This window comes from Streptococcus lutetiensis, from assembly GCF_900475675.1.
Lineage (GTDB): Bacteria > Bacillota > Bacilli > Lactobacillales > Streptococcaceae > Streptococcus > Streptococcus lutetiensis.
This window is the reverse complement of record NZ_LS483403.1, coordinates 15815-42612: the sequence shown is the minus strand read 5'-3', so window position 1 is coordinate 42612 and position 26798 is coordinate 15815. Positions and strand designations below refer to the sequence as shown.

Below are 26798 nucleotides of genomic sequence, written 5' to 3'. Positions count from 1 at the left end.
ATGTAACAATTGCCTCATGTAATGTAACTATAGGCAAAATAGATAGATAGATAGATACATATAAGCAGCAATAAGGAAAATTAAAATATTATAAAGTGGATGTCAAGGTTTCGTAGCCTCATAACCTTCTCCCATACCTGGTCCATCAGCCATCGATGACATTTTTAGAACAACAATATTAAAGACCGTATGTCCCACACAAAGATAATAGTCACTATAACATAAGCCAACCAATACCATAGCATAGACAAACCAAATTCTTGCATCATATTGTCCTTCCTATAAATAGAAGCTATTTATTCTCATTAACTTCGTGAATATAGAAACTTGTTTTTTCTTCCAAGCTCTTGAGATATGCTTCTTCATAATCATAGAGTGGTGTTGGGTACTTACCGTCAAAGTATGCCACGCAAAGACCACCATTTGGAGCATCTGTATCAAGACCGATTGATTCAATCAAACCATCAATTGACAAGTAAGTTAGACTATCTGCACCGATAATTTCACAAACTTCATCTTTGGTATGATTAGCCGAAATCAATTCACGACGATTTTGAATGTCGATACCGTAGAAACATGGGTATTTCAACTCTGGACTACCGATTGCTACGTGAACTTCTGTTGCACCAGCTTCACGAAGAAGACGAACGATACGACGTGATGTAGTTCCACGTACGATAGAATCATCTACCATGACCACGCGCTTACCTTTAACAACACCTGAAACAGCTGAAAGTTTCATACGAACACCTTGCTCACGCAATTCTTGTGTTGGTTGAATGAAAGTACGTTGTGTGTATTGGTTTTTCACCAAGCCCATTTCATTAGGAAGACCTGATTCTTCAGCGAATCCCATGGCTGCTGAAAGTGATGAATTTGGCACCCCAACAACGATATCAGCTTCATGATGAAACTCTTGTGCCAAACGTTTCCCCATATTTTTACGAGCCGTATGAACATTGACACCGTAAATATCACTATCAGGACGTGCAAAGTAAATGTATTCCATTGAACAAATGGTAAGTTGAGTGTCATTTGTGTAAGAGTCATAGCGAATACCGTTATCATCGATAATCACCATTTCACCTGGTTTTACATCACGCACCCATTTAGCACCAATCACTTCAAAAGCACATGTTTCACTTGAAACCACCCAAGCGCCGTTTTCCATTTGACCAATTGACAATGGACGGAAACCATTTGGATCAAGTGCGGCAATTAACTTATCTTTTGTCATCAACAAGTAAGCAAAGCCACCTTTGACAGTGTTAAGGGCTTCTTTAACTTTACCAAGGAACTCTGGATTGTGACTACGACGAATCAAATGCATCAAAATTTCAGTATCTGATGAAGCATTGAAAATCGCTCCTTCATCTTCAAGTTCTTTTTTCAATGATACGGCATTTGTCAGATTACCATTGTGGCAAAGACCAAATTGTTCATCTGTAAAGTTGTAAAGGAAAGGTTGGATATTGTTAATAGATGCTGAGCCAGCGGTCGCGTAACGAACGTGACCAATAGCTGCAGTCCCTGTCAATTTTTCCAAATCAGCAGGATTTTTAAACACATCTGAAAGGAGACCTGTATTGCGATGTTGAAGAAGTTTACCGTTATCGCTAGTAACGATACCTGCACCTTCTTGACCGCGGTGTTGAAGACTGTGGAGCCCAAAATAAGTGACGTGAGCAGCTTGAGGATGTCCCCAAATCCCAAACACACCACACTCTTCATTAAGAGATTTAACTTCGTATGTCATTCTTTTTTATTACCTAAATTTACTCGTCAGAATTATCCTCTGATAAGTTGACAAAAGGTACTCACGTACCCTGTCACTATCAATTCTATAAAATATATTTTTGTAGATATTAAGCTTTAGTGAAATACTCAACTGCGCTACGGAACAAGTGTTGGTCTTTGTTTCCTGGAATATTTTGGAAAAGACCATCTTCGTAACGTTCTGAGTGTCCCATCTTACCGATGATTTGTCCGTTCTTGCTTGTAATACCTTCAATAGCATTCACAGAACCGTTTGGATTGTATTTAGAATCCATGCTTGGTTTGCCATCAAAGTCAACATATTGACTAAAGATTTGTCCGTTATCACGAAGTTCAGCAAACTCTTCATCAGTCACAACAAATTTACCTTCACCATGTGAAACTGGGATAGCGTAAACATCACCAACTTCAACACCAGCAAGCCAAGGTGAGTTTGTATTTGCGATACGTGTTTCAACCATTTTCGCCACGTGTTGGTCAGCATCGTTGTAGAAAAGAGTTGGACTTGTTTCAGTAGCGTCTTCAAAGTTACCGTATGGAAGAAGACCTGATTTAACAAGGGCTTGGAATCCATTACAGATACCAATGATAAGACCACCTTTTTCGATGAAACTATCAATAGCTGCGCGAACTTTTTGGTTAAGCAAGATGTTCACAATGAATTTAGCAGAACCATCTGGTTCATCAGCAGCTGAGAACCCTCCAGCAAAGAAGATAATGTTAGCTTTACTGATGTTGTCAACCATTGTATCAACTGAAGCTTCAATGGCTGCTTCATTAAGTGTCACAAATGGTACCAAATTAACTTTTGCACCAGCTTGTTCAAAGGCTTTAGCTGAATCGTATTCTGAGTTTGTACCAGGGAAAACTGGGATGTAAACAAGTGGTTCAGCAACTTTTTCGCTTGCTTTAATGATAGCATCTGAAGCGACAGCTGGAACATCTTCAAGCTTAGTACTTTGTTCGAATTCAGTTGGGTAAACTTTTTCAAGTGTTCCTTCAAAGGCTGAAAGGAGTTTTTCACCAGAAAGGTTGACACCATTGACAGTAAGTGTAAAGTCAGCTGTTGTTTCACCGATTTTAACTGCATCCGCAATTTCTTCAGCAGATGTAAAGATGAAGCCACCGAGTTGAGCTGTCAAGCTAGTAGCCAGCTCTGCCAATTTAACCTTAGCACCGATGTGGTTACCAAAGCTAGCAAGTGCTAGGCTCTCCATCACACCACCGTATTTAACAGCTGATGCTGCTGTAATATGATGCGCCTTTTGAATGGCTTCAAATTTAGCAAAATTAGCTTTAATAAGGTCAAAATCAATATCTTGTGAAATAGCTTGACCTGGAATATAGTAAACATTTTCGCCAGCTGCTTTAAATTCTGGTGAAAGAACTTTACGGCTATCAGCTGTTGTTACACCAAAAGCAACCAATGTTGGTGGTACTGTCAATTCTTCAAAAGTACCAGACATTGAATCTTTACCACCAATTGATGGCAAACCAAGTTGGATTTGAGCTTCGATTGAACCAAGAAGAGCTGAGACAGGTTGACCAAAGCGTTCAGCTTTTTTATCCATACGTTGGAAATATTCTTGGTAAGAGAAGCGCGCTTTAGACCAGTTAGCCCCAGTTGCCACCAAACGTGCTGTCGCTTCAATCACAGCATAAGCAGCACCGTGATATGGTGACCATTCAGCAATGTAAGGATTGAATCCTTGAGCCATAACTGAAGCAGTTGTTGTTACACCATTTTGAACTGGAAGTTTTTGAACAGAACTTTCTGTTGGTGTGATTTGGTAACGACCACCAATTGGATGGTTAACTGTTGAACGACCAACAGAGCTATCAAAGATTGTTTGTAAACCTTTTTGGCTAGCATGGTTAAGGTCTGAAAGAACCTTAGTTGTATCAGCTTCAAGAGTTGCTGCCGAAGTTGTACGTTGTTCTGGCATATCAACTTGACTGTCAACGACATCAGCATCAACGACCACACGCACACCGTTAGTATCAAGGAAACGACGTTCAATATTGACGATTGTTTGACCATTCCAAGTCATAACAAGGTTTGGTTTTTCTGTAACTGTCGCAACAACAACAGCATCGATATTTTCTTTGTGACATTCAGCCACGAAAGCTTCAACGTCTTTTGGACGAACCACAACAGCCATACGTTCTTGTGATTCTGAAATAGCAATTTCAGTTCCGTTAAGCCCTTGGTATTTAAGTGGTACTTTATTAAGGTCGATTTCAAGACCATCAGCTAATTCACCAATCGCAACGCAGACACCACCAGCACCAAAGTCATTTGATTTTTTGATGAGGCGAGTCACATTACCGTTACGGAAAAAACGTTGGATTTTACGTTCTTCGATGGCGTTACCTTTTTGAACTTCTGCACCAGCTGTTTCAACAGATTCAACTGTTTGAACTTTAGAAGAACCAGTCGCACCACCGACACCGTCACGACCAGTTTTACCTCCAAGAAGGATAACCACATCACCAGCTTCTGGTTTTTCACGAACAACATTACCTTTAGGAGCTGCACCGACAACAGCACCAAGTTCCATACGTTTAGCAATAAATCCTGGGTGGAAGTATTCTTTAACGTAAGTTGTTGCAAGACCAATTTGATTACCATATGAAGAATAACCGTGAGCTGCTGTTTTAGAAATCACTTGTTGTGGTAATTTACCAAGACGAGTTTCTGCAATTGGTGTTGTGATATCACCAGCACCTGAGATACGCATAGCTTGGTAAACATAAGAACGTCCTGACAATGGGTCGCGAATCGCACCACCAATACATGTTGCAGCACCACCAAATGGTTCGATTTCTGTTGGGTGATTGTGTGTTTCATTCTTGAACATAAGAAGCCAAGGTTCTTTAACACCATTCACATCTACTTCGATTTCAACAGAACATGCATTGATTTCATCTGAAACTTCCATGTCATCCAAACGACCATTGGCACGTTCATAACGACCAAAGATAGTCGCCATATCCATCAATGTTTGTGGTTTTTCAGAGCGACCTAGTTCATCACGCATAGCAATGTATTTATCGTAAGTTACTTGCAATTGTTTTTGGAATTTAGACGCTGAGAAATCAATATGTTTAAGCTCAGTTTCAAAGGTTGTGTGACGGCAGTGGTCTGACCAGTAAGTATCCAAAACTTTCAATTCAGTTTCAGTTGGCACGCGACCAATTGTTTTGAAATAATCTTGAATGAAAAGAAGGTCATCAACTTCCATCGCCAAACCTTGTTCAGCTTTGTATTCAGCAAATTCAGCTGCTGTATAAGTTTTAAAAAAATCAAGATTTGGAATCGTTTTGTCAGATTCTGAAAATGCTTGTGGGGCAATTCCTGTTGTAATATCTTTAAAACGAGAATCAACAGGATTAAGCAAATAATTCTTAACCGCATCAAGTTCAGCTGCAGCGATATCTTTATTAATGAGATAAAGTTGAGCAGTATTAACAGTCACGTCATTGTTGCTACCAAGCAAAAGCAAAGCTTCTTGTGATGAGGCTGCGCGTTGGTCAAATTGACCAGGAAGTGACTCAATCGCAAAGAAAGCATAATTAGCAAGTTCAGCAACCAATTCACCTTCAGCCAAAATATTATCTGTTACTTGTTCAGAAAAGATATGTTTTTCCACACGTTCAAAAAGTGTTTTGTCTAGCCCAAAAACATCATAAACTTGAATGATACGTAGATCAGTCAAACTTGTTAATTGAAGATTATGTTTAAGTTCTTTAACAAGCGCTTGAGCTTTAATATTGAAATTTGATTTTTTCTCAACGAAAATTCGTTTATCCATTTTTTACCCTTTTTAGAATTCTTCTTTTACCTACTAGCAAATGTTGTAGGTTATTTAAGTCCTTTTAGTTTTTCAAGAACAACTTCATAAACATCTGTTAAGCTACCAAGATCACGACGGAAGACATCTTTGTCCATGTGGTGACCTTCAGCATCCCAAAGACGGCAGTTATCAGGTGAAAATTCATCAGCAAGAATGATTTTACCGTCTTTATCTTTACCAAATTCTAATTTGAAATCAATCAAAGTAAGTCCGATTTGTTTGAACCAATCTTTCAAAAGTTCATTAATACGACGTGTTTCAGCTTTGATGTAAGCAATATCTTCATCACTTGCAACACCAAGGAATTTCACGTGCTCATCATTAATGAATGGGTCATCCAATTCATCGTTTTTGTAATAAAACTCAACAATCGGTGTGTCTAATTTGATACCTTCTTCAACACCAAAACGTTTTGAGAATGAACCTGCTGTAACATTACGCAAAACAACTTCAAGAGGAACAATATCAACTTTTTTATTCAATTGTTCGGTTTCTGACAATTGTTTAACAAAGTGGGTTGCTATATCTGCTTCATTCAATTTAGTAAAAATTAAAGATGAGATTTGATTATTAAGAACGCCTTTACCTTTAATAGTCTCTTTACGAGCACCATTAAGCATTGTTGCTTGGTCTTTGTAGACTGAAATAATCAAGTTCTCATCTTCTGAAGTTGTGTAAATGTCTTTAGCTTTTCCCGTATAAATCAGTTGTCGTGACATGTTTTTGTTCGCCTTTCGCTTTTATTCTACTAAATTTTAACACATGCTCTAACCAATTTCAATATTTAACAGACTTTTTAATAAAATAAAAATAAAAACGTCCGCTTTTAGCGAACGTTTTTGCTTAATTTACTCTGTTATAGAGATATTCCATCATTTCTCCCATACATTTCATGTCTTCAACATCTTCATCAGGGATTTCCAAATGAAACTCGTCTTCTAAATTAATGATGAATTCCATCAAAGCAATTGAATCAACTCCCAAATCATCATGAAGACTTGTAGTTTGTGTAATCTTCATATCTGGTTTATTCATTTGCTCCTTAATGATGAAACTAATCCTTTTAAAAATAGCCTCTTTTGTCATTTCATCCTCCCTTTTCATTAGTCTTTTGGTGTGAATGCTTCAACCAATTGACCAACAACATTTGTATCTAACATCTTACGAGCTTGTCTAATAGTATAGTAAACAGCTTGCGCATCACTTGAACCATGGCATTTCACAACAGGTGCTTTAAGACCAAAAAGAACCGCACCACCTGCACTTGAATAATCCATAGTATCTTTTAGACTATACAAACTATCTTTTAATAGAAGGGCTCCTAATTTAGCGTTCCATCCACCTGATTTAATAGAAGATTTCAAGCTTCCCATAATATTAAGAGCAGTTCCTTCCATCGTTTTAAGAACAGCGTTTCCTGTGAAACCATCTGATACCACAACATCAGCAACACCATTCATTAAGTCACGCGCTTCAACATTTCCAACAAAGTTTAGACTATCATCTTCTGCCAAAAGAGCGTAAGTTTCTTTATGAAGTGGATCACCTTTAGTAGCTTCTGTCCCATTATTTAATAGACCAACTCGAGGTTTATCAATACCACGAACATTTTTAGCATAAAATGACCCTAAAATAGCATATTGGTGCAAGTGTTTAGGGGTATTTTCAGCATTCGCACCAAGGTCTAACATATCATAACCTTTACCATCAAGAGTTGGTAAAGTAGACATCAAACCTGGACGATCAATTCCTTTAATACGTCCAACAACAAAAAGTCCTGCTGCCAAAAGAGCACCTGTATTACCCGCAGAAATCACAGCATCTGCTGTTCCTTCCTTAACGGCTTGAGCACCAAGTACCATACTAGCTTTCTTTTTACGACGAATCGCTTTTGCTGGCTCATCGTCCGAATTAATTTTTTCATCTGTATGAACAACTGACACACGCTCTGTTGCTGTCAAATATTCCTTAATTTTTGCTTCATCTCCATAAAGTTGAATCTCAATATCTGAGAATTCAGCCAAGGCACGATTAACTCCCTCAACAATAGCTTTAGGAGCATTATCTCCGCCCATAGCATCAATAGCAATTTTCTTCATATGAATTTCCTCACAAAACATTATCGCCTTATTATAGCATGATTCGCGATTTTTTTCATTTTTTGAAAATCCTCGCCTACTTTCAGAAAAAAAGCCATCTGATAAACACTCAACAAGTGTGCTTATCAAATGACTTTACTTCATAATATTTCCCCAAATCCCTAAATCATCGATGAATTTCTTACTCTTCAATCGAAGACCAACATAATTGTCATAAATATCATCAATAAACAAACGTAATTTTCGTTTCATCTCTGGCTTAACAGAAATTGTCTTCAAATCGTCAAATTGAATCGCCTGAAAACGATCCACCAGATAAAGAACATTCGGATCCAGATGACTACGATGCTCATCTTTCACATAATGTTCAGGACAAAGCAAGCCAGAATACTTGTGAGAAAAATCAAAAGGAAGCCCCACACGGTGACAAAAAGCACACTCATGAAAATTAAGACTAACACCAAAACGTTCTAAAATCTGAATTTCAAAAATATTAGTCAAAATCTCGTAATCAAGCCCCTCTTCTATCAACAAAAGAGTCTTCTTTAAAAAGGCAAATAACTGCGGATCTGCAACACCATCTGGTACAGCAGCATCAGCTAGAGACGTCACATAAGACGCATAAGATAGCTTAAATAAATCCGCATTAATCTTCTTGAAAGAATCAACTTCCTTGTAATCCTCAATAAAAGATAAACCAGTATCATTGATTTTTAAAATAAACTTAGCCACCGTCAATGGTTGAATAGCTAAGTTAAAACGAGATTTACTAGCGTGTTTCACAAAAAACATGTGCTTCCCATTCGTCTCGGTAAAAATTTTAACTAACTTATCATCCTCACGATAATTACGATTATAGAGGACAAGACCGTAAGTTTCCTTATTTTGCATGTTCTTCCATAAATTCTTTCAAACGATCCATGGCTGTTGTGATTGTTTCCATACTTGCCGCATATGACAAACGAAGATAACCTTCACCATATTTACCAAATGCCACACCTGGAATGAAAGCAACAGCTTTTTCACGCGCAAAATCTTGACAAAATTTAAATGAATCTTGTTCATAACTAGCTGGAATCTTAGCAAAAATGTAAAAGGCACCATCTGGTTTGATAATCTTAAAGCCAAGTGCTGACATCTTATCAATGATGTAATCACGACGTTTCATATACTCTGCTTTCATTGGAAGAGCATCATCTTTACCAGCTGACAAAGCTTCAATCGCAGCAAACTGCGCCATTGTTGCAGCAGCTGTAACCAAGTATTGGTGACTCTTAATCAACTGTGCTGTAAAATTAGCTGGTGCAAAAATCATACCTATTCGCCAACCAGTCATAGCGTGAGATTTAGAAAGACCATTAATTAAAATCGTTTGTTCTGGAAGATATTCTGCAATTGATACATGAGGTTCATCACTATAAGTCAACTCAGAATAAACTTCATCTGAAACCACAAAAACATCATATTTCTTAAGTACATCTGCCAAAGCTTTGATTTGTTCGCGTGAGTAAGTTACCCCAGTTGGATTAGTTGGGTAATTAAGCAAAACGGCTTTTAGTTTATCGCCTTGTTCCAAAATAGCTTTTTCAAGCATTTCTGGTGTTAAAACAAAATCATTAGCTGTTGTATCAATTTCAACAATTTCAGCCCCTACAAGATTAACAATAGGTTCATAACCAGGATAAGCTGGTGCTGGCAAAAGAACTGTATCTCCAGGTTCCAAAATAGCCGTTAAGGTTGCTGACAAAGCTTCCGTTGCTCCAATTGTAACCAAAATTTCATTGTCAGGATTATAAGACAAATGATACTTAGACTTCAAAAAATCTGCAGCCGCTTGACGAAGAGCAGGTAAACCTGCCATACCAGTATAGTGAGACTGATTGGCATCAATCGCAGCTTTTGATGCCTCTTTAACATGATCAGGTGTCGTAAAATCAGGCTCTCCAAGAGTCAATTTCATAATACCTGGCACATCAGAGATAGACTGATCAAATTGACGAATCAACGACACTTCAATCTTATTTAAATTTTTATTAAAACGATCTGTTAAACTCATAGTTTCACCTCAAAAATCTAATTACATCTATTATACATAAAATTTGATAATTATACACCCTTTTTCAAGTTATCCACAACAACAATCAACTAATCGCAGTCAAAACTTATCCACATGTTAATATCTAAAACTAAAAAATCGCTGGAATAATACCAACGATTTCTTCTGACTTAAAGCCAAATCTTATTTATTAGCTGTTCCCATTTCAAACAATGGTGACAAAGGACGTTTTTCGTGAATACGAGTAATTGCTTCAGCAATTAATTCAGCGATTGAAATTTGTTCAATCTTGTCAATCAAACGTTCTTCTGGAAGATAGATAGTATCCAAAACAACCAATTTTTGGATTGCTGATTTCTCGATATTTTCAAGAGCAGGGCCAGAAAGAACTGGGTGAGTACATGACGCATAAACCGCAGTTGCTCCAGCTTCAGCAAGAGCGTCTGCTGCGTGACAAATAGTACCTGCTGTATCGATCATATCATCAATCAAGATACATTTTTTACCTTTAACATTACCAATGATGTTCATAACTTCACTGGTATTCATTTTTGTAACACTACGACGTTTATCAATGATAGCAATCGGTGTTTGGAGGAATTGTGCCAATTTACGTGCACGAGTCACACCACCGTGGTCAGGACTAACGATAACAACATCGTCTCCAACCAATCCGTGACGGTCAAAGTAATCAGCGATCAATGGTGCACCCATCAAGTGATCAACTGGAATATCAAAGAAGCCTTGAATTTGTGCAGCATGCAAGTCAACAGTCAAAAGACGATCAACTCCTGCTACTTCAAGCATATTTGCGACTAATTTAGAAGTAATCGGTTCACGTGAACGAGCCTTACGGTCTTGACGAGCATAACCATAGTAAGGAATAACCACACTAATTTTTTCAGCACTAGCACGTTTAAGAGCATCAACCATAATCAAGATTTCCATCAAGTTATCGTTAACTGGTGAGCTAGTTGACTGCAAAATAAAGACATGGTCGCCGCGAATTGATTCTTCAATGTTTACTTGGATTTCACCATCAGAAAATTGACGAACAGTTGATTTTCCGAGTTGAATTCCCATAGCTGAAGCTACTTTTTCTGCTAATTCTTTGTTTGACGATAAGGCAAACAATTTTAAATCAGAATAAGACATGATTTCCTCCAAAGTTTTTATCCACTACCATTTTAACGTTTTTTTAGCATTTTTTCAATGACAAATGCGTTAAATCCGCTAAATACAGGCAAAATAGAGAGATACAAAAAAAGAAGGACTTAAGCCTTCTCACAGATTTATTATTGGTAGATGTAGTAGACAGTTCCGCCACCCCAAGTTGATGAAGTAGGGTTGAACCATCCACGGTAGTTACCGATTGATGAGTTACCAGCATAGTTAGCTTCCATAACTTGGATGTTAGTTGAGCTTTGAACAGCTGTTACGTATGCAACGTGTCCATAACCACCACCATCGTACGGCCATACAGCTACTGCACCAGCTTGTGGTGTAGTACCTACAGAGTGACCGGCAGCTTGTGCGCTAGCAATCCATTGGTTAGCATTACCCCAATAGTTACCAACCCATGAAGCAAGTGATTTAACACCCCAAGTACATTGACCTACTGGGTAAGTGTTACCTGCTGTGTTAGTAGTTGGTGTTACTGAAGATGGTTTAGCTGATGATGAAGTTGAAGCAGCTGGTTTAGAAGCAGTTTGTGCTGGTGCACTTTGAGCTGGAGTTGAAGCTTGTTGTGCTGGTGCACTTTGAGCTGGAGTTGAAACTTGTTGTGCTGGTGCACTTTGAGCTGGAGTTGAAGCTTGTTGTGCTGGTGCAGCTTGAGCCGGAGTTGAAGCTTGTTGCGCTGGTGCTGCAGCAGATGAATCCTGATCTGAAGTATCTGTAGTTGTATCAGTTGTTGCTGTACCATTTTGAACAGCAGCTTGTGCTTGTGCTACAGATTCTGCTTGTGCTTGTGCTTCTGCTTGTGCTTGTGCTTCAGCAGCAGCCTGTGCTGCAGCAGCTTCAGCAGCAGCTTGTTCAGCAGCTTCTTTTTGAGCTACAAGGTTAGCACGTTCATCTTCAGCAGTTGCCAATTGAGCAGAAAGATCCAATTGGGCAGCTTGCAATTCAGCTTGTTGTGTTGCCAAAGCAGCTTGGTTTTGTTCGATAGTTGCTTTGTTAGCAGCTACAGTATTGATAGCTTCTTGGTTTTCAGCTTGTTTTTGTTCAATTGCAGCTTTATCTGCTTCTTGTTCATCAAGCATTTTCTTGTTTGCAGCAACTACTTCACGAATTGCTTGAACACGGTTAATAGCATCAGAAACTGATTTAGAGTTCAAGATTGTGTTAATGTAGCTTGTAGCTGAAGCATTTTTTTGTGCGTTACGAGCTTGGTTTTTCAAAGTTTCGTTACGAGCAACAATTTTGCTCGAAAGAGCTTGAATTTCTTCACTCAATTTTTGAGATTCAGCTTCAAGTTGAGCATTTTGTGCTTCCAAATCAGCTTGTTGTGATTGAAGAGAAGACACTTGACTTTGAATAGTATCAATCTTACTTTGAGCTGCAGCTTGTTCAGAAGTTAGGTTGCTGATAACAGCATCCTGCGCAGCAATTTGTGTATCATAATCGTCCGCATTTACAGTTACGGCCGCTGTCCCCAGTGTTACACCACTGACAAGAACAGCTGATAAAATTCTTTTTTTCATATTAATTAAACTACTCCTTTTTGATAAGACACTATTATTTTACCAAAAAATCACGCAATTAATATTACGTGATTGTTACATTTATGTTTTGTTATGGTAATCTAAGCGTTGAAATATACTTTTTTAAACAATTTCTGGAATATCAAATACAACAAAACGTTAAAAATAAGTGTAGGTGCGAAACTATATGCTATAAAATTAGCTATTGATAACGTTGTCATTCCTAATAAAACAGCTGCGGATTCTCCAACAATTTCAAACAAAAACAAAATAATAATATAGTAGGTTAATGTTTGAAAATTACTTGCAAAAATACTCTTAGTAATCTTATTAGTAAAGATTATTAAAACTGGTAGTAAGAAAACAACCAAACCAATTCGATTCAAATAATAAATATCATAAAGAATACCTAATATTAATGCACTAAATAATACAAAGTGTTTATTTCTATCATGATAAAAATTAATAATTGCCAGCAAAAGTAGATGACTACTAATTGTCACATGATATGAGAAGATAGAACTCATTAAATAAGAAAGCTGACCATCAATTAACATCAAGAGAAAAAGCAGAAAAAGTAAAAAGTATTTATTCTTAAAAAAAGCCACTTTAATCACCAATTATTGTTACATATGAGATATCAGAAAAATCTGCTGCAGGTGTTACATATACAACACGTTCCAAATTATCTGAACTATTCTTCACACTTGAAACAGAACCAACAGCTATATTTGCAACAGTATCACCATCAAGTCCACTTGTCACGACACTATCATTCTTATCAATGTCAATAGAAGAATTAAGATTTGAAACAACAAAACATTTCTTATCTGAATCATAAGATTCTAAAATTCCAAAAACATCACCTGATGCAGTTGAAATTTTAACAGGTATACTAAAATCAGAACCATTTGCTAAAAGTGCAATACTTGAAGTGGTTGAAGAAACATCAGTGACAACACCAATGAGTCCACCATTTGACAAAGCAAGCATATTTTTAGCAACATTATTATTCTTTCCTAGCTTAACAGTCAAAGAATCATACCAAGAAACTGGACTTCTAACAATTACCTTTCCTATAGCAGAAAACTGAGTAGCAATAGGTGATGATGCATTAATAGCACTATTTAATTGATCATTTTCAAATTTTAAAGAATCAATCACTTCACTTTGATTTTCAAGCTCTGCTACTTTTTTCTTCAATTTTTTATTTTCAGAATAAGTATCAAAAAGATCGTGAACATCCTCATTAAGAGAATCTAAAGCTCTAAAGGGAGCGGAAACAATAGAATCCACTCTTGCAACAACACTCCGAATTGGAGAAGTTACACTAGAAACAATTCCCTCATTCTTAAAAAGAAATGCCAAAGAAAGACAGAGAACCAATAAAATCAACACAGCGAAGAAAACGAGACGAGAGATTCTTAATTTTTTCAAGATCGTGCACCAACTAACTTAGAATATAAAAATAAACGAGATATCAAAAGATAATCTCGTTTGTAAAATAGTACGGAGAATAAGGGATTCGAACCCTTGCGCCAGTTACCCGACCTAACGATTTAGCAAACCGTCCTCTTCAGCCTCTTGAGTAATTCTCCATTCCATGTATGGGCACAAGTGGACTCGAACCACCGACCTCACGCTTATCAGGCGTGCGCTCTAACCAGCTGAGCTATGCGCCCATGAAACTTGGAATAACCAATATAAATAAAAATAAAAAGCGGGTGACGAGAATCGAACTCGCGACAACAGCTTGGAAGGCTGTAGTTTTACCACTAAACTACACCCGCATTTATTAAATTTTAATGGCGCGAGACGGAATCGAACCGCCGACACATGGAGCTTCAATCCATTGCTCTACCAACTGAGCTACCGAGCCAAAATATTGCGGGAGCAGGATTTGAACCTACGACCTTCGGGTTATGAGCCCGACGAGCTACCGAGCTGCTCCATCCCGCGCTAATATTAAAGGAGGATGTGGGATTCGAACCCACGCACGCTTCTACACGCCTGACGGTTTTCAAGACCGTTCCCTTCAGCCGGACTTGGGTAATCCTCCATAATAAAAAGTTTCAAATCAATATGGACCTTGTAGGACTCGAACCTACGACCGCTCGGTTATGAGCCGAGTGCTCTAACCAGTTGAGCTAAAGGTCCAAAGTCATCCATATATCATCTATAGCGGCGAAGGGGATCGAACCCCCGACCTCCCGGGTATGAACCGGACGCTCTAGCCAGCTGAGCTACACCGCCATCAATCGGGAAGACAGGATTCGAACCTGCGACCCCTTGGTCCCAAACCAAGTGCTCTACCAAGCTGAGCTACTTCCCGAAATTATGCACCCTGCAGGATTCGAACCTGCAACCGCCTGATTCGTAGTCAGGTACTCTATCCAGTTGAGCCAAGGGTGCATCGTAATATTAAATTGTATACTGCCGAGGACCGGAATCGAACCGGTACGAAGGTTACCCTTCGCAGGATTTTAAGTCCTGTGCGTCTGCCAGTTCCGCCACCCCGGCCTCTAACAAGCGAACGACGGGGTTCGAACCCGCGACCCCCACCTTGGCAAGGTGATGTTCTACCACTGAACTACGTTCGCATAAAGAGTATCCTATATGCCGGCTACATGACTTGAACACGCGACCCTCTGATTACAAATCAGATGCTCTACCAACTGAGCTAAGCCGGCAACTTCTTATTTAATGCGGGTTAAGGGACTTGAACCCCCACGCCGTTAAGCGCCAGATCCTAAATCTGGTGCGTCTGCCAATTCCGCCAAACCCGCATATTAATATGACCCGTACTGGGCTCGAACCAGTGACCCTCTGATTAAAAGTCAGATGCTCTACCAACTGAGCTAACGAGTCAAACGGTCCCGACGGGAATCGAACCCGCGATCTTCGCCGTGACAGGGCGACGTGATAACCGCTACACCACGGGACCTTTTGGTTTATATACCATTGTTAATGGGAGTTAACGGGATCGAACCGCTGACCCTCTGCTTGTAAGGCAGATGCTCTCCCAGCTGAGCTAAACTCCCTTTTGCTAAGCGACTACCATATCTAACAGGGGGCAACCCCCAACTACATCAGGCGTGCTAGGGCTTAACTTCTGTGTTCGGCATGGGAACAGGTGTATCTCCTAGGCTATCGTCACTTAACTATGATTGATTATCCAATCAAAATTGAATACCTATATATTCTAACAAGAAACCTACGCGCTGTCAATATTGACTCGTTTCTTTTTTGGATAAGTCCTCGAGCTATTAGTATTAGTCCGCTACATGTGTCACCACACTTACACTTCTAACCTATCTACCTGATCATCTCTCAGGGCTCTTACTGATATAAAATCATGGGAAATCTCATCTTGAGGTGGGCTTCACACTTAGATGCTTTCAGCGTTTATCCCTTCCCTACATAGCTACCCAGCGATGCCTTTGGCAAGACAACTGGTACACCAGCGGTAAGTCCACTCTGGTCCTCTCGTACTAGGAGCAGATCCTCTCAAATTTCCTACGCCCGCGACGGATAGGGACCGAACTGTCTCACGACGTTCTGAACCCAGCTCGCGTGCCGCTTTAATGGGCGAACAGCCCAACCCTTGGGACCGACTACAGCCCCAGGATGCGACGAGCCGACATCGAGGTGCCAAACCTCCCCGTCGATGTGAACTCTTGGGGGAGATAAGCCTGTTATCCCCAGGGTAGCTTTTATCCGTTGAGCGATGGCCCTTCCATGCGGAACCACCGGATCACTAAGCCCGACTTTCGTCCCTGCTCGAGTTGTAGCTCTCGCAGTCAAGCTCCCTTATACCTTTACACTCTGCGAATGATTTCCAACCATTCTGAGGGAACCTTTGGGCGCCTCCGTTACCTTTTAGGAGGCGACCGCCCCAGTCAAACTGCCCGTCAGACACTGTCTCCGATAGGGATAGCCTATCTAGGTTAGAGTAGCCATAACACAAGGGTAGTATCCCAACAACGCCTCCACCGAAACTAGCGTCCCGATTTCATAGGCTCCTACCTATCCTGTACATGTGGTACAGATACTCAATATCAAACTGCAGTAAAGCTCCATGGGGTCTTTCCGTCCTGTCGCGGGTAACCTGCATCTTCACAGGTACTAAAATTTCACCGAGTCTCTCGTTGAGACAGTGCCCAAATCATTACGCCTTTCGTGCGGGTCGGAACTTACCCGACAAGGAATTTCGCTACCTTAGGACCGTTATAGTTACGGCCGCCGTTTACTGGGGCTTCAATTCACACCTTCGCTAATGCTAAGCGCTCCTCTTAACCTTCCAGCACCGGGCAGGCGTCACCCCCTATACATCATCTTACGATTTAGCAGAGAGCTGTGTTTTTGATAAACAGTTGCTTGGGCCTATTCACTGCGGCTGACTTAAAGCCAGCGCCCCTTCTCCCGAAGTTACGGGGCCATTTTGCCGAGTTCCTTAACGAGAGTTCTCTCGCTCACCTGAGGCTACTCGCCTCGACTACCTGTGTCGGTTTGCGGTACGGGTAGAGTATAATTAACGCTAGAAGCTTTTCTTGGCAGTGTGACATCACTAACTTCGCTACTTAACTTCGCTCCCCATCACAGCTCAATGTTAGAGATATAAGCATTTGACTCATATCACACCTCACTGCTTAGACGTGCACTTCCAATCGCACGCTTTAGTTAGCCTACTGCGTCCCTCCATCACTATATACTCTAGTACAGGAATATCAACCTGTTGTCCATCGGATACACCTTTCGGTCTCTCCTTAGGTCCCGACTAACCCAGGGAGGACGAGCCTTCCCCTGGAAACCTTAGTCATACGGTGGACAGGATTCTCACCTGTCTTTCGCTACTCATACCGGCATTCTCACTTCTATGCGTTCCAGCGCTCCTCACGGTACACCTTCTTCACACATAGAACGCTCTCCTACCATACCTAAAAGGTATCCACAGCTTCGGTAATATGTTTTAGCCCCGGTACATTTTCGGCGCAGGGTCACTCGACTAGTGAGCTATTACGCACTCTTTGAATGAATAGCTGCTTCTAAGCTAACATCCTAGTTGTCTGTGCAACCCCACATCCTTTTCCACTTAACATATATTTTGGGACCTTAGCTGGTGGTCTGGGCTGTTTCCCTTTCGACTACGGATCTTAGCACTCGCAGTCTGACTGCCGATTATATCTCATTGGCATTCGGAGTTTATCTGATATTGGTAATCCGGGATGGACCCCTCAATCAAACAGTGCTCTACCTCCAAGAGACTTAACATCGACGCTAGCCCTAAAGCTATTTCGGAGAGAACCAGCTATCTCCAAGTTCGTTTGGAATTTCTCCGCTACCCACAAGTCATCCAAGCACTTTTCAACGTGCCCTGGTTCGGGCCTCCAGTGAGTTTTACCTCACCTTCACCCTGCTCATGGGTAGGTCACATGGTTTCGGGTCTACGACATGATACTAATGCGCCCTATTAAGACTCGGTTTCCCTACGGCTCCGTCTCTTCAACTTAACCTCGCATCATATCGTAACTCGCCGGTTCATTCTACAAAAGGCACGCTCTCACCCATTAACGGGCTCGAACTTGTTGTAGGCACACGGTTTCAGGTTCTATTTCACTCCCCTCCCGGGGTGCTTTTCACCTTTCCCTCACGGTACTGGTTCACTATCGGTCACTAGAGAGTATTTAGGGTTAGGAGATGGTCCTCCCAGATTCCGACGAGATTTCTCGTGTCTCGCCGTACTCAGGATACTGCTAGGGTTAAAGACTATTTCGAATACGAGGCTGTTACTCTCTTTGGCTTACCTTCCCAGGTAATTCTTCTATAATCTTGTCGTCCCACGTCGCAGTCCTACAACCCCGATGTGTAAACACATCGGTTTGCCCTCTTGCCATTTCGCTCGCCGCTACTAAGGCAATCGCGTTTGCTTTCTCTTCCTGCAGCTACTTAGATGTTTCAGTTCACTGCGTCTTCCTCTTCATTACCTTAACAGTAATGAGTGACATGCATTACATGCCGGGTTCCCCCATTCGGACATCTCTGGATCAATGTTTACTTACAACTCCCCAAAGCATTTCGTCGTTAGTCACGTCCTTCATCGGCTTCTAGTGCCAAGGCATCCACCGTGCGCCCTTATTAACTTAACCTTATTTTGGTCTGTTGACCTTAAACTCATTAAATCACAGCGTTTCGGTTTATTTCTTGTTACTATCTACAATTCAATTTCTTGAATCGTGGAATTTGATATAGATATTCAATTTTCAATGGACAATCTTTTGAATCTTTCGATTCAATGGAGCCTAGCGGGATCGAACCGCTGACCTCCTGCGTGCAAAGCAGGCGCTCTCCCAGCTGAGCTAAGGCCCCACAAGACCTCTCAAAACTAAACAATACCCAAACGTGCTTCCGTTTATCCTTAGAAAGGAGGTGATCCAGCCGCACCTTCCGATACGGCTACCTTGTTACGACTTCACCCCAATCATCTATCCCACCTTAGGCGGCTGGCTCCTAAAAGGTTACTTCACCGACTTCGGGTGTTACAAACTCTCGTGGTGTGACGGGCGGTGTGTACAAGGCCCGGGAACGTATTCACCGCGGCGTGCTGATCCGCGATTACTAGCGATTCCGACTTCATGTAGGCGAGTTGCAGCCTACAATCCGAACTGAGATTGGCTTTAAGAGATTTGCTTGCCGTCACCGACTCGCGACTCGTTGTACCAACCATTGTAGCACGTGTGTAGCCCAGGTCATAAGGGGCATGATGATTTGACGTCATCCCCACCTTCCTCCGGTTTATTACCGGCAGTCTCGCTAGAGTGCCCAACTTAATGATGGCAACTAACAATAGGGGTTGCGCTCGTTGCGGGACTTAACCCAACATCTCACGACACGAGCTGACGACAACCATGCACCACCTGTCACCGATGTTCCGAAGAAACTTCCTATCTCTAGGAATAGCATCGGGATGTCAAGACCTGGTAAGGTTCTTCGCGTTGCTTCGAATTAAACCACATGCTCCACCGCTTGTGCGGGCCCCCGTCAATTCCTTTGAGTTTCAACCTTGCGGTCGTACTCCCCAGGCGGAGTGCTTAATGCGTTAGCTGCGGCACTAAGCCCCGGAAAGGGCCTAACACCTAGCACTCATCGTTTACGGCGTGGACTACCAGGGTATCTAATCCTGTTTGCTCCCCACGCTTTCGAGCCTCAGCGTCAGTTACAGACCAGAGAGCCGCTTTCGCCACCGGTGTTCCTCCATATATCTACGCATTTCACCGCTACACATGGAATTCCACTCTCCCCTTCTGCACTCAAGTCTAACAGTTTCCAAAGCGAACAATGGTTAAGCCACTGCCTTTAACTTCAGACTTATTAAACCGCCTGCGCTCGCTTTACGCCCAATAAATCCGGACAACGCTCGGGACCTACGTATTACCGCGGCTGCTGGCACGTAGTTAGCCGTCCCTTTCTGGTAAGTTACCGTCACTGTGTGAACTTTCCACTCTCACACACGTTCTTCTCTTACAACAGAGCTTTACGATCCGAAAACCTTCTTCACTCACGCGGCGTTGCTCGGTCAGGGTTGCCCCCATTGCCGAAGATTCCCTACTGCTGCCTCCCGTAGGAGTCTGGGCCGTGTCTCAGTCCCAGTGTGGCCGATCACCCTCTCAGGTCGGCTATGTATCGTCGCCTTGGTGAGCCGTTACCTCACCAACTAGCTAATACAACGCAGGTCCATCTACTAGTGAAGCAATTGCTCCTTTCAAGCATCTAACATGGGTTAAATGCTGTTATGCGGTATTAGCTATCGTTTCCAATAGTTATCCCCCGCTAGTAGGCAGGTTACCTACGCGTTACTCACCCGTTCGCAACTCTTCCAACTTTAGCAAGCTAAAGTCTTCAGCGTTCTACTTGCATGTATTAGGCACGCCGCCAGCGTTCGTCCTGAGCCAGGATCAAACTCTCATTTAATCTTGTTCTCATTCTGTCACTGACAGATTTATCGTTTTTTTTGACAGGTTACTTCCGTAACCCGCACGTTTGGTTCGTATTGTTCAGTTTTCAAAGGTCTTTGTGAATTTCGAGAATTCACATCGGGAAGACAGGATTCGAACCTGCGACCCCTTGGTCCCAAACCAAGTGCTCTACCAAGCTGAGCTACTTCCCGAAATTATGCACCCTGCAGGATTCGAACCTGCAACCGCCTGATTCGTAGTCAGGTACTCTATCCAGTTGAGCCAAGGGTGCATCGTAATATTAAATTGTATACTGCCGAGGACCGGAATCGAACCGGTACGAAGGTTACCCTTCGCAGGATTTTAAGTCCTGTGCGTCTGCCAGTTCCGCCACCCCGGCCTCTAACAAGCGAACGACGGGGTTCGAACCCGCGACCCCCACCTTGGCAAGGTGATGTTCTACCACTGAACTACGTTCGCATAAAGAGTATCCTATATGCCGGCTACATGACTTGAACACGCGACCCTCTGATTACAAATCAGATGCTCTACCAACTGAGCTAAGCCGGCAACTTCTTATTTAATGCGGGTTAAGGGACTTGAACCCCCACGCCGTTAAGCGCCAGATCCTAAATCTGGTGCGTCTGCCAATTCCGCCAAACCCGCATATTAATATGACCCGTACTGGGCTCGAACCAGTGACCCTCTGATTAAAAGTCAGATGCTCTACCAACTGAGCTAACGAGTCAAACGGTCCCGACGGGAATCGAACCCGCGATCTTCGCCGTGACAGGGCGACGTGATAACCGCTACACCACGGGACCTTTTGGTTTATATACCATTGTTAATGGGAGTTAACGGGATCGAACCGCTGACCCTCTGCTTGTAAGGCAGATGCTCTCCCAGCTGAGCTAAACTCCCTTTTGCTAAGCGACTACCATATCTAACAGGGGGCAACCCCCAACTACATCAGGCGTGCTAGGGCTTAACTTCTGTGTTCGGCATGGGAACAGGTGTATCTCCTAGGCTATCGTCACTTAACTATGATTGATTATCCAATCAAAATTGAATACCTATATATTCTAACAAGAAACCTACGCGCTGTCAATATTGACTCGTTTCTTTTTTGGATAAGTCCTCGAGCTATTAGTATTAGTCCGCTACATGTGTCACCACACTTACACTTCTAACCTATCTACCTGATCATCTCTCAGGGCTCTTACTGATATAAAATCATGGGAAATCTCATCTTGAGGTGGGCTTCACACTTAGATGCTTTCAGCGTTTATCCCTTCCCTACATAGCTACCCAGCGATGCCTTTGGCAAGACAACTGGTACACCAGCGGTAAGTCCACTCTGGTCCTCTCGTACTAGGAGCAGATCCTCTCAAATTTCCTACGCCCGCGACGGATAGGGACCGAACTGTCTCACGACGTTCTGAACCCAGCTCGCGTGCCGCTTTAATGGGCGAACAGCCCAACCCTTGGGACCGACTACAGCCCCAGGATGCGACGAGCCGACATCGAGGTGCCAAACCTCCCCGTCGATGTGAACTCTTGGGGGAGATAAGCCTGTTATCCCCAGGGTAGCTTTTATCCGTTGAGCGATGGCCCTTCCATGCGGAACCACCGGATCACTAAGCCCGACTTTCGTCCCTGCTCGAGTTGTAGCTCTCGCAGTCAAGCTCCCTTATACCTTTACACTCTGCGAATGATTTCCAACCATTCTGAGGGAACCTTTGGGCGCCTCCGTTACCTTTTAGGAGGCGACCGCCCCAGTCAAACTGCCCGTCAGACACTGTCTCCGATAGGGATAGCCTATCTAGGTTAGAGTAGCCATAACACAAGGGTAGTATCCCAACAACGCCTCCACCGAAACTAGCGTCCCGATTTCATAGGCTCCTACCTATCCTGTACATGTGGTACAGATACTCAATATCAAACTGCAGTAAAGCTCCATGGGGTCTTTCCGTCCTGTCGCGGGTAACCTGCATCTTCACAGGTACTAAAATTTCACCGAGTCTCTCGTTGAGACAGTGCCCAAATCATTACGCCTTTCGTGCGGGTCGGAACTTACCCGACAAGGAATTTCGCTACCTTAGGACCGTTATAGTTACGGCCGCCGTTTACTGGGGCTTCAATTCACACCTTCGCTAATGCTAAGCGCTCCTCTTAACCTTCCAGCACCGGGCAGGCGTCACCCCCTATACATCATCTTACGATTTAGCAGAGAGCTGTGTTTTTGATAAACAGTTGCTTGGGCCTATTCACTGCGGCTGACTTAAAGCCAGCGCCCCTTCTCCCGAAGTTACGGGGCCATTTTGCCGAGTTCCTTAACGAGAGTTCTCTCGCTCACCTGAGGCTACTCGCCTCGACTACCTGTGTCGGTTTGCGGTACGGGTAGAGTATAATTAACGCTAGAAGCTTTTCTTGGCAGTGTGACATCACTAACTTCGCTACTTAACTTCGCTCCCCATCACAGCTCAATGTTAGAGATATAAGCATTTGACTCATATCACACCTCACTGCTTAGACGTGCACTTCCAATCGCACGCTTTAGTTAGCCTACTGCGTCCCTCCATCACTATATACTCTAGTACAGGAATATCAACCTGTTGTCCATCGGATACACCTTTCGGTCTCTCCTTAGGTCCCGACTAACCCAGGGAGGACGAGCCTTCCCCTGGAAACCTTAGTCATACGGTGGACAGGATTCTCACCTGTCTTTCGCTACTCATACCGGCATTCTCACTTCTATGCGTTCCAGCGCTCCTCACGGTACACCTTCTTCACACATAGAACGCTCTCCTACCATACCTAAAAGGTATCCACAGCTTCGGTAATATGTTTTAGCCCCGGTACATTTTCGGCGCAGGGTCACTCGACTAGTGAGCTATTACGCACTCTTTGAATGAATAGCTGCTTCTAAGCTAACATCCTAGTTGTCTGTGCAACCCCACATCCTTTTCCACTTAACATATATTTTGGGACCTTAGCTGGTGGTCTGGGCTGTTTCCCTTTCGACTACGGATCTTAGCACTCGCAGTCTGACTGCCGATTATATCTCATTGGCATTCGGAGTTTATCTGATATTGGTAATCCGGGATGGACCCCTCAATCAAACAGTGCTCTACCTCCAAGAGACTTAACATCGACGCTAGCCCTAAAGCTATTTCGGAGAGAACCAGCTATCTCCAAGTTCGTTTGGAATTTCTCCGCTACCCACAAGTCATCCAAGCACTTTTCAACGTGCCCTGGTTCGGGCCTCCAGTGAGTTTTACCTCACCTTCACCCTGCTCATGGGTAGGTCACATGGTTTCGGGTCTACGACATGATACTAATGCGCCCTATTAAGACTCGGTTTCCCTACGGCTCCGTCTCTTCAACTTAACCTCGCATCATATCGTAACTCGCCGGTTCATTCTACAAAAGGCACGCTCTCACCCATTAACGGGCTCGAACTTGTTGTAGGCACACGGTTTCAGGTTCTATTTCACTCCCCTCCCGGGGTGCTTTTCACCTTTCCCTCACGGTACTGGTTCACTATCGGTCACTAGAGAGTATTTAGGGTTAGGAGATGGTCCTCCCAGATTCCGACGAGATTTCTCGTGTCTCGCCGTACTCAGGATACTGCTAGGGTTAAAGACTATTTCGAATACGAGGCTGTTACTCTCTTTGGCTTACCTTCCCAGGTAATTCTTCTATAATCTTGTCGTCCCACGTCGCAGTCCTACAACCCCGATGTGTAAACACATCGGTTTGCCCTCTTGCCATTTCGCTCGCCGCTACTAAGGCAATCGCGTTTGCTTTCTCTTCCTGCAGCTACTTAGATGTTTCAGTTCACTGCGTCTTCCTCTTCATTACCTTAACAGTAATGAGTGACATGCATTACATGCCGGGTTCCCCCATTCGGACATCTCTGGATCAATGTTTACTTACAACTCCCCAAAGCATTTCGTCGTTAGTCACGTCCTTCATCGGCTTCTAGTGCCAAGGCATCCACCGTGCGCCCTTATTAACTTAACCTTATTTTGGTCTGTTGACCTTAAACTCATTAAATCACAGCGTTTCGGTTTATTTCTTGTTACTATCTACAATTCAATTTCTTGAATCGTGGAATTTGATATAGATATTCAATTTTCAATGGACAATCTTTTGAATCTTTCGATTCAATGGAGCCTAGCGGGATCGAACCGCTGACCTCCTGCGTGCAAAGCAGGCGCTCTCCCAGCTGAGCTAAGGCCCCACAAGACCTCTCAAAACTAAACAATACCCAAACGTGCTTCCGTTTATCCTTAGAAAGGAGGTGATCCAGCCGCACCTTCCGATACGGCTACCTTGTTACGACTTCACCCCAATCATCTATCCCACCTTAGGCGGCTGGCTCCTAAAAGGTTACTTCACCGACTTCGGGTGTTACAAACTCTCGTGGTGTGACGGGCGGTGTGTACAAGGCCCGGGAACGTATTCACCGCGGCGTGCTGATCCGCGATTACTAGCGATTCCGACTTCATGTAGGCGAGTTGCAGCCTACAATCCGAACTGAGATTGGCTTTAAGAGATTTGCTTGCCGTCACCGACTCGCGACTCGTTGTACCAACCATTGTAGCACGTGTGTAGCCCAGGTCATAAGGGGCATGATGATTTGACGTCATCCCCACCTTCCTCCGGTTTATTACCGGCAGTCTCGCTAGAGTGCCCAACTTAATGATGGCAACTAACAATAGGGGTTGCGCTCGTTGCGGGACTTAACCCAACATCTCACGACACGAGCTGACGACAACCATGCACCACCTGTCACCGATGTTCCGAAGAAACTTCCTATCTCTAGGAATAGCATCGGGATGTCAAGACCTGGTAAGGTTCTTCGCGTTGCTTCGAATTAAACCACATGCTCCACCGCTTGTGCGGGCCCCCGTCAATTCCTTTGAGTTTCAACCTTGCGGTCGTACTCCCCAGGCGGAGTGCTTAATGCGTTAGCTGCGGCACTAAGCCCCGGAAAGGGCCTAACACCTAGCACTCATCGTTTACGGCGTGGACTACCAGGGTATCTAATCCTGTTTGCTCCCCACGCTTTCGAGCCTCAGCGTCAGTTACAGACCAGAGAGCCGCTTTCGCCACCGGTGTTCCTCCATATATCTACGCATTTCACCGCTACACATGGAATTCCACTCTCCCCTTCTGCACTCAAGTCTAACAGTTTCCAAAGCGAACAATGGTTAAGCCACTGCCTTTAACTTCAGACTTATTAAACCGCCTGCGCTCGCTTTACGCCCAATAAATCCGGACAACGCTCGGGACCTACGTATTACCGCGGCTGCTGGCACGTAGTTAGCCGTCCCTTTCTGGTAAGTTACCGTCACTGTGTGAACTTTCCACTCTCACACACGTTCTTCTCTTACAACAGAGCTTTACGATCCGAAAACCTTCTTCACTCACGCGGCGTTGCTCGGTCAGGGTTGCCCCCATTGCCGAAGATTCCCTACTGCTGCCTCCCGTAGGAGTCTGGGCCGTGTCTCAGTCCCAGTGTGGCCGATCACCCTCTCAGGTCGGCTATGTATCGTCGCCTTGGTGAGCCGTTACCTCACCAACTAGCTAATACAACGCAGGTCCATCTACTAGTGAAGCAATTGCTCCTTTCAAGCATCTAACATGGGTTAAATGCTGTTATGCGGTATTAGCTATCGTTTCCAATAGTTATCCCCCGCTAGTAGGCAGGTTACCTACGCGTTACTCACCCGTTCGCAACTCTTCCAACTTTAGCAAGCTAAAGTCTTCAGCGTTCTACTTGCATGTATTAGGCACGCCGCCAGCGTTCGTCCTGAGCCAGGATCAAACTCTCATTTAATCTTGTTCTCATTCTGTCACTGACAGATTTATCGTTTTTTTTGACAGGTTACTTCCGTAACCCGCACGTTTGGTTCGTATTGTTCAGTTTTCAAAGGTCTTTGTCTTACTCGAGACAACTTCTATATTCTATCAAATTTGAAACGCGTTGTCAACATCTTTTTCAAGAAAATTTCAAAACTCTTTTCAAACTTGTTTCTGTCGCCCTCTTGAACAACAGCTATATTAGTTTATCATTTCTTCAACGCTTTGTCAAGAAGTTTTTTGAACTTTTTTTAAAGCATTTTTGAAATATTTGCTGCCTCAAACAACAGCTTATTTAGTATACTAAACTTCATCTATACTGTCAATATGTTTTTTAAGTTTTTTTGATTTATTCTAACATCCTTTACATTGGCTGCTGTTTGGCTCATTTTTAGCATATTATTCAACTCATATCTTTTTTATTAATAGATAAAAAAAGAAGGCTCTACGAGCCTTCTTGGGCGTTTCTGGTAGCTTTCTACATA

Annotated in this window: 11 protein-coding genes, 28 tRNA genes and 6 rRNA genes; all 45 read right to left on the bottom strand. The window is 42.9% G+C overall.

Going from position 1 to position 26798, the window contains the following annotated elements:
- Positions 1 to 292 precede the first annotated feature (292 nt).
- A complete protein-coding gene (purF, locus tag DQN23_RS00300; protein WP_020916192.1) occupies positions 293 to 1756 on the bottom strand; it encodes an amidophosphoribosyltransferase in 1464 nt (487 codons plus the stop codon).
- A gap of 109 nt (positions 1757 to 1865) precedes the next feature.
- Positions 1866 to 5591, bottom strand: a complete 3726-nt coding sequence (locus DQN23_RS00295; RefSeq protein ID WP_111712546.1) for a phosphoribosylformylglycinamidine synthase — start codon at positions 5589 to 5591, stop codon at positions 1866 to 1868.
- A 50-nt stretch (positions 5592 to 5641) separates the two neighbouring features.
- Entirely contained in the window at positions 5642 to 6352 is a 711-nt protein-coding gene (gene purC / locus DQN23_RS00290) for a phosphoribosylaminoimidazolesuccinocarboxamide synthase (RefSeq protein ID WP_111712545.1), read from the bottom strand.
- Positions 6353 to 6476: 124 nt separating this feature from the next.
- Entirely contained in the window at positions 6477 to 6719 is a 243-nt protein-coding gene (locus DQN23_RS00285) for an acyl carrier protein (protein ID WP_043894942.1), read from the bottom strand.
- 17 nt (positions 6720 to 6736) lie between these two features.
- Positions 6737 to 7732 (bottom strand): phosphate acyltransferase PlsX, encoded by a 996-nt coding sequence (gene plsX / locus DQN23_RS00280; RefSeq protein ID WP_061409308.1) that lies wholly within the window; start codon positions 7730 to 7732, stop codon positions 6737 to 6739.
- Between the two features lie 135 nt (positions 7733 to 7867).
- The gene (gene recO / locus DQN23_RS00275; protein ID WP_111712544.1) at positions 7868 to 8623 is read right to left on the bottom strand and encodes a DNA repair protein RecO; all 756 of its coding nucleotides are present in this window, start codon (positions 8621 to 8623) and stop codon (positions 7868 to 7870) included.
- Positions 8613 to 9788 carry a pyridoxal phosphate-dependent aminotransferase gene (locus DQN23_RS00270; RefSeq protein WP_111712543.1) on the bottom strand — a complete coding sequence of 392 codons (1176 nt, stop codon included), beginning with the start codon at positions 9786 to 9788 and terminating at the stop codon, positions 8613 to 8615. Before DQN23_RS00270 ends, recO begins: the two co-directional genes overlap by 11 nt.
- Positions 9789 to 9971: 183 nt before the next feature.
- Entirely contained in the window at positions 9972 to 10943 is a 972-nt protein-coding gene (locus DQN23_RS00265; RefSeq protein WP_043894938.1) for a ribose-phosphate diphosphokinase, read from the bottom strand.
- 140 nt (positions 10944 to 11083) lie between these two features.
- Positions 11084 to 12490 carry a PcsB-like coiled-coil domain-containing protein gene (locus DQN23_RS00260; RefSeq protein ID WP_111712542.1) on the bottom strand — a complete coding sequence of 469 codons (1407 nt, stop codon included), beginning with the start codon at positions 12488 to 12490 and terminating at the stop codon, positions 11084 to 11086.
- A 101-nt stretch (positions 12491 to 12591) separates the two neighbouring features.
- Positions 12592 to 13107 (bottom strand): rod shape-determining protein MreD, encoded by a 516-nt coding sequence (mreD, locus tag DQN23_RS00255; protein ID WP_020916183.1) that lies wholly within the window; start codon positions 13105 to 13107, stop codon positions 12592 to 12594.
- Positions 13100 to 13927 carry a rod shape-determining protein MreC gene (mreC, locus tag DQN23_RS00250; protein WP_250316910.1) on the bottom strand — a complete coding sequence of 276 codons (828 nt, stop codon included), beginning with the start codon at positions 13925 to 13927 and terminating at the stop codon, positions 13100 to 13102. The genes mreD and mreC overlap by 8 nt, the downstream gene beginning before the upstream one ends.
- Before the next feature lie 73 nt (positions 13928 to 14000).
- Positions 14001 to 14088, bottom strand: a tRNA-Ser gene (locus tag DQN23_RS00245).
- A 10-nt stretch (positions 14089 to 14098) separates the two neighbouring features.
- A tRNA-Ile gene (locus DQN23_RS00240) sits at positions 14099 to 14172 on the bottom strand.
- 37 nt (positions 14173 to 14209) lie between these two features.
- A tRNA-Gly gene (locus DQN23_RS00235) sits at positions 14210 to 14280 on the bottom strand.
- A 16-nt stretch (positions 14281 to 14296) separates the two neighbouring features.
- Positions 14297 to 14369 (bottom strand) — tRNA-Phe (locus DQN23_RS00230).
- 6 nt (positions 14370 to 14375) lie between these two features.
- Positions 14376 to 14449, bottom strand: a tRNA-Met gene (locus tag DQN23_RS00225).
- A 10-nt stretch (positions 14450 to 14459) separates the two neighbouring features.
- Positions 14460 to 14549 (bottom strand) — tRNA-Ser (locus tag DQN23_RS00220).
- A gap of 24 nt (positions 14550 to 14573) precedes the next feature.
- Positions 14574 to 14647, bottom strand: a tRNA-Ile gene (locus DQN23_RS00215).
- A 22-nt stretch (positions 14648 to 14669) separates the two neighbouring features.
- A tRNA-Met gene (locus tag DQN23_RS00210) sits at positions 14670 to 14743 on the bottom strand.
- A gap of 5 nt (positions 14744 to 14748) precedes the next feature.
- Positions 14749 to 14822 (bottom strand) — tRNA-Pro (locus tag DQN23_RS00205).
- 6 nt (positions 14823 to 14828) lie between these two features.
- Positions 14829 to 14902 (bottom strand) — tRNA-Arg (locus DQN23_RS00200).
- Positions 14903 to 14924: 22 nt separating this feature from the next.
- Positions 14925 to 15010 (bottom strand) — tRNA-Leu (locus DQN23_RS00195).
- Positions 15011 to 15018: 8 nt separating this feature from the next.
- Positions 15019 to 15090: transfer RNA gene (locus tag DQN23_RS00190), tRNA-Gly, on the bottom strand.
- A gap of 17 nt (positions 15091 to 15107) precedes the next feature.
- A tRNA-Thr gene (locus DQN23_RS00185) sits at positions 15108 to 15180 on the bottom strand.
- 14 nt (positions 15181 to 15194) lie between these two features.
- Positions 15195 to 15276, bottom strand: a tRNA-Leu gene (locus DQN23_RS00180).
- Positions 15277 to 15285: 9 nt separating this feature from the next.
- Positions 15286 to 15358 (bottom strand) — tRNA-Lys (locus tag DQN23_RS00175).
- 3 nt (positions 15359 to 15361) lie between these two features.
- Positions 15362 to 15434: transfer RNA gene (locus DQN23_RS00170), tRNA-Asp, on the bottom strand.
- A 24-nt stretch (positions 15435 to 15458) separates the two neighbouring features.
- Positions 15459 to 15531 (bottom strand) — tRNA-Val (locus DQN23_RS00165).
- 4 nt (positions 15532 to 15535) lie between these two features.
- Positions 15536 to 15651: ribosomal RNA gene (rrf, locus tag DQN23_RS00160) — 5S ribosomal RNA — on the bottom strand.
- An 85-nt stretch (positions 15652 to 15736) separates the two neighbouring features.
- Positions 15737 to 18636 (bottom strand): 23S ribosomal RNA (locus DQN23_RS00155).
- Positions 18637 to 18783: 147 nt separating this feature from the next.
- Positions 18784 to 18856 (bottom strand) — tRNA-Ala (locus DQN23_RS00150).
- Between the two features lie 53 nt (positions 18857 to 18909).
- Positions 18910 to 20458 (bottom strand): 16S ribosomal RNA (locus tag DQN23_RS00145).
- Positions 20459 to 20580: 122 nt separating this feature from the next.
- Positions 20581 to 20654: transfer RNA gene (locus DQN23_RS00140), tRNA-Pro, on the bottom strand.
- Between the two features lie 6 nt (positions 20655 to 20660).
- Positions 20661 to 20734, bottom strand: a tRNA-Arg gene (locus DQN23_RS00135).
- A gap of 22 nt (positions 20735 to 20756) precedes the next feature.
- Positions 20757 to 20842, bottom strand: a tRNA-Leu gene (locus DQN23_RS00130).
- An 8-nt stretch (positions 20843 to 20850) separates the two neighbouring features.
- Positions 20851 to 20922 (bottom strand) — tRNA-Gly (locus tag DQN23_RS00125).
- A gap of 17 nt (positions 20923 to 20939) precedes the next feature.
- Positions 20940 to 21012 (bottom strand) — tRNA-Thr (locus tag DQN23_RS00120).
- Between the two features lie 14 nt (positions 21013 to 21026).
- Positions 21027 to 21108 (bottom strand) — tRNA-Leu (locus DQN23_RS00115).
- Between the two features lie 9 nt (positions 21109 to 21117).
- A tRNA-Lys gene (locus tag DQN23_RS00110) sits at positions 21118 to 21190 on the bottom strand.
- Between the two features lie 3 nt (positions 21191 to 21193).
- A tRNA-Asp gene (locus tag DQN23_RS00105) sits at positions 21194 to 21266 on the bottom strand.
- Positions 21267 to 21290: 24 nt separating this feature from the next.
- Positions 21291 to 21363 (bottom strand) — tRNA-Val (locus tag DQN23_RS00100).
- Positions 21364 to 21367: 4 nt separating this feature from the next.
- Positions 21368 to 21483, bottom strand: a 5S ribosomal RNA gene (gene rrf / locus DQN23_RS00095).
- Between the two features lie 85 nt (positions 21484 to 21568).
- Positions 21569 to 24468 (bottom strand): 23S ribosomal RNA (locus DQN23_RS00090).
- A 147-nt stretch (positions 24469 to 24615) separates the two neighbouring features.
- Positions 24616 to 24688 (bottom strand) — tRNA-Ala (locus DQN23_RS00085).
- 53 nt (positions 24689 to 24741) lie between these two features.
- Positions 24742 to 26290, bottom strand: a 16S ribosomal RNA gene (locus tag DQN23_RS00080).
- The 16S, 23S and 5S rRNA genes sit together here with 28 tRNA genes alongside, the layout of an rRNA operon.
- Positions 26291 to 26798: the final 508 nt, after the last annotated feature.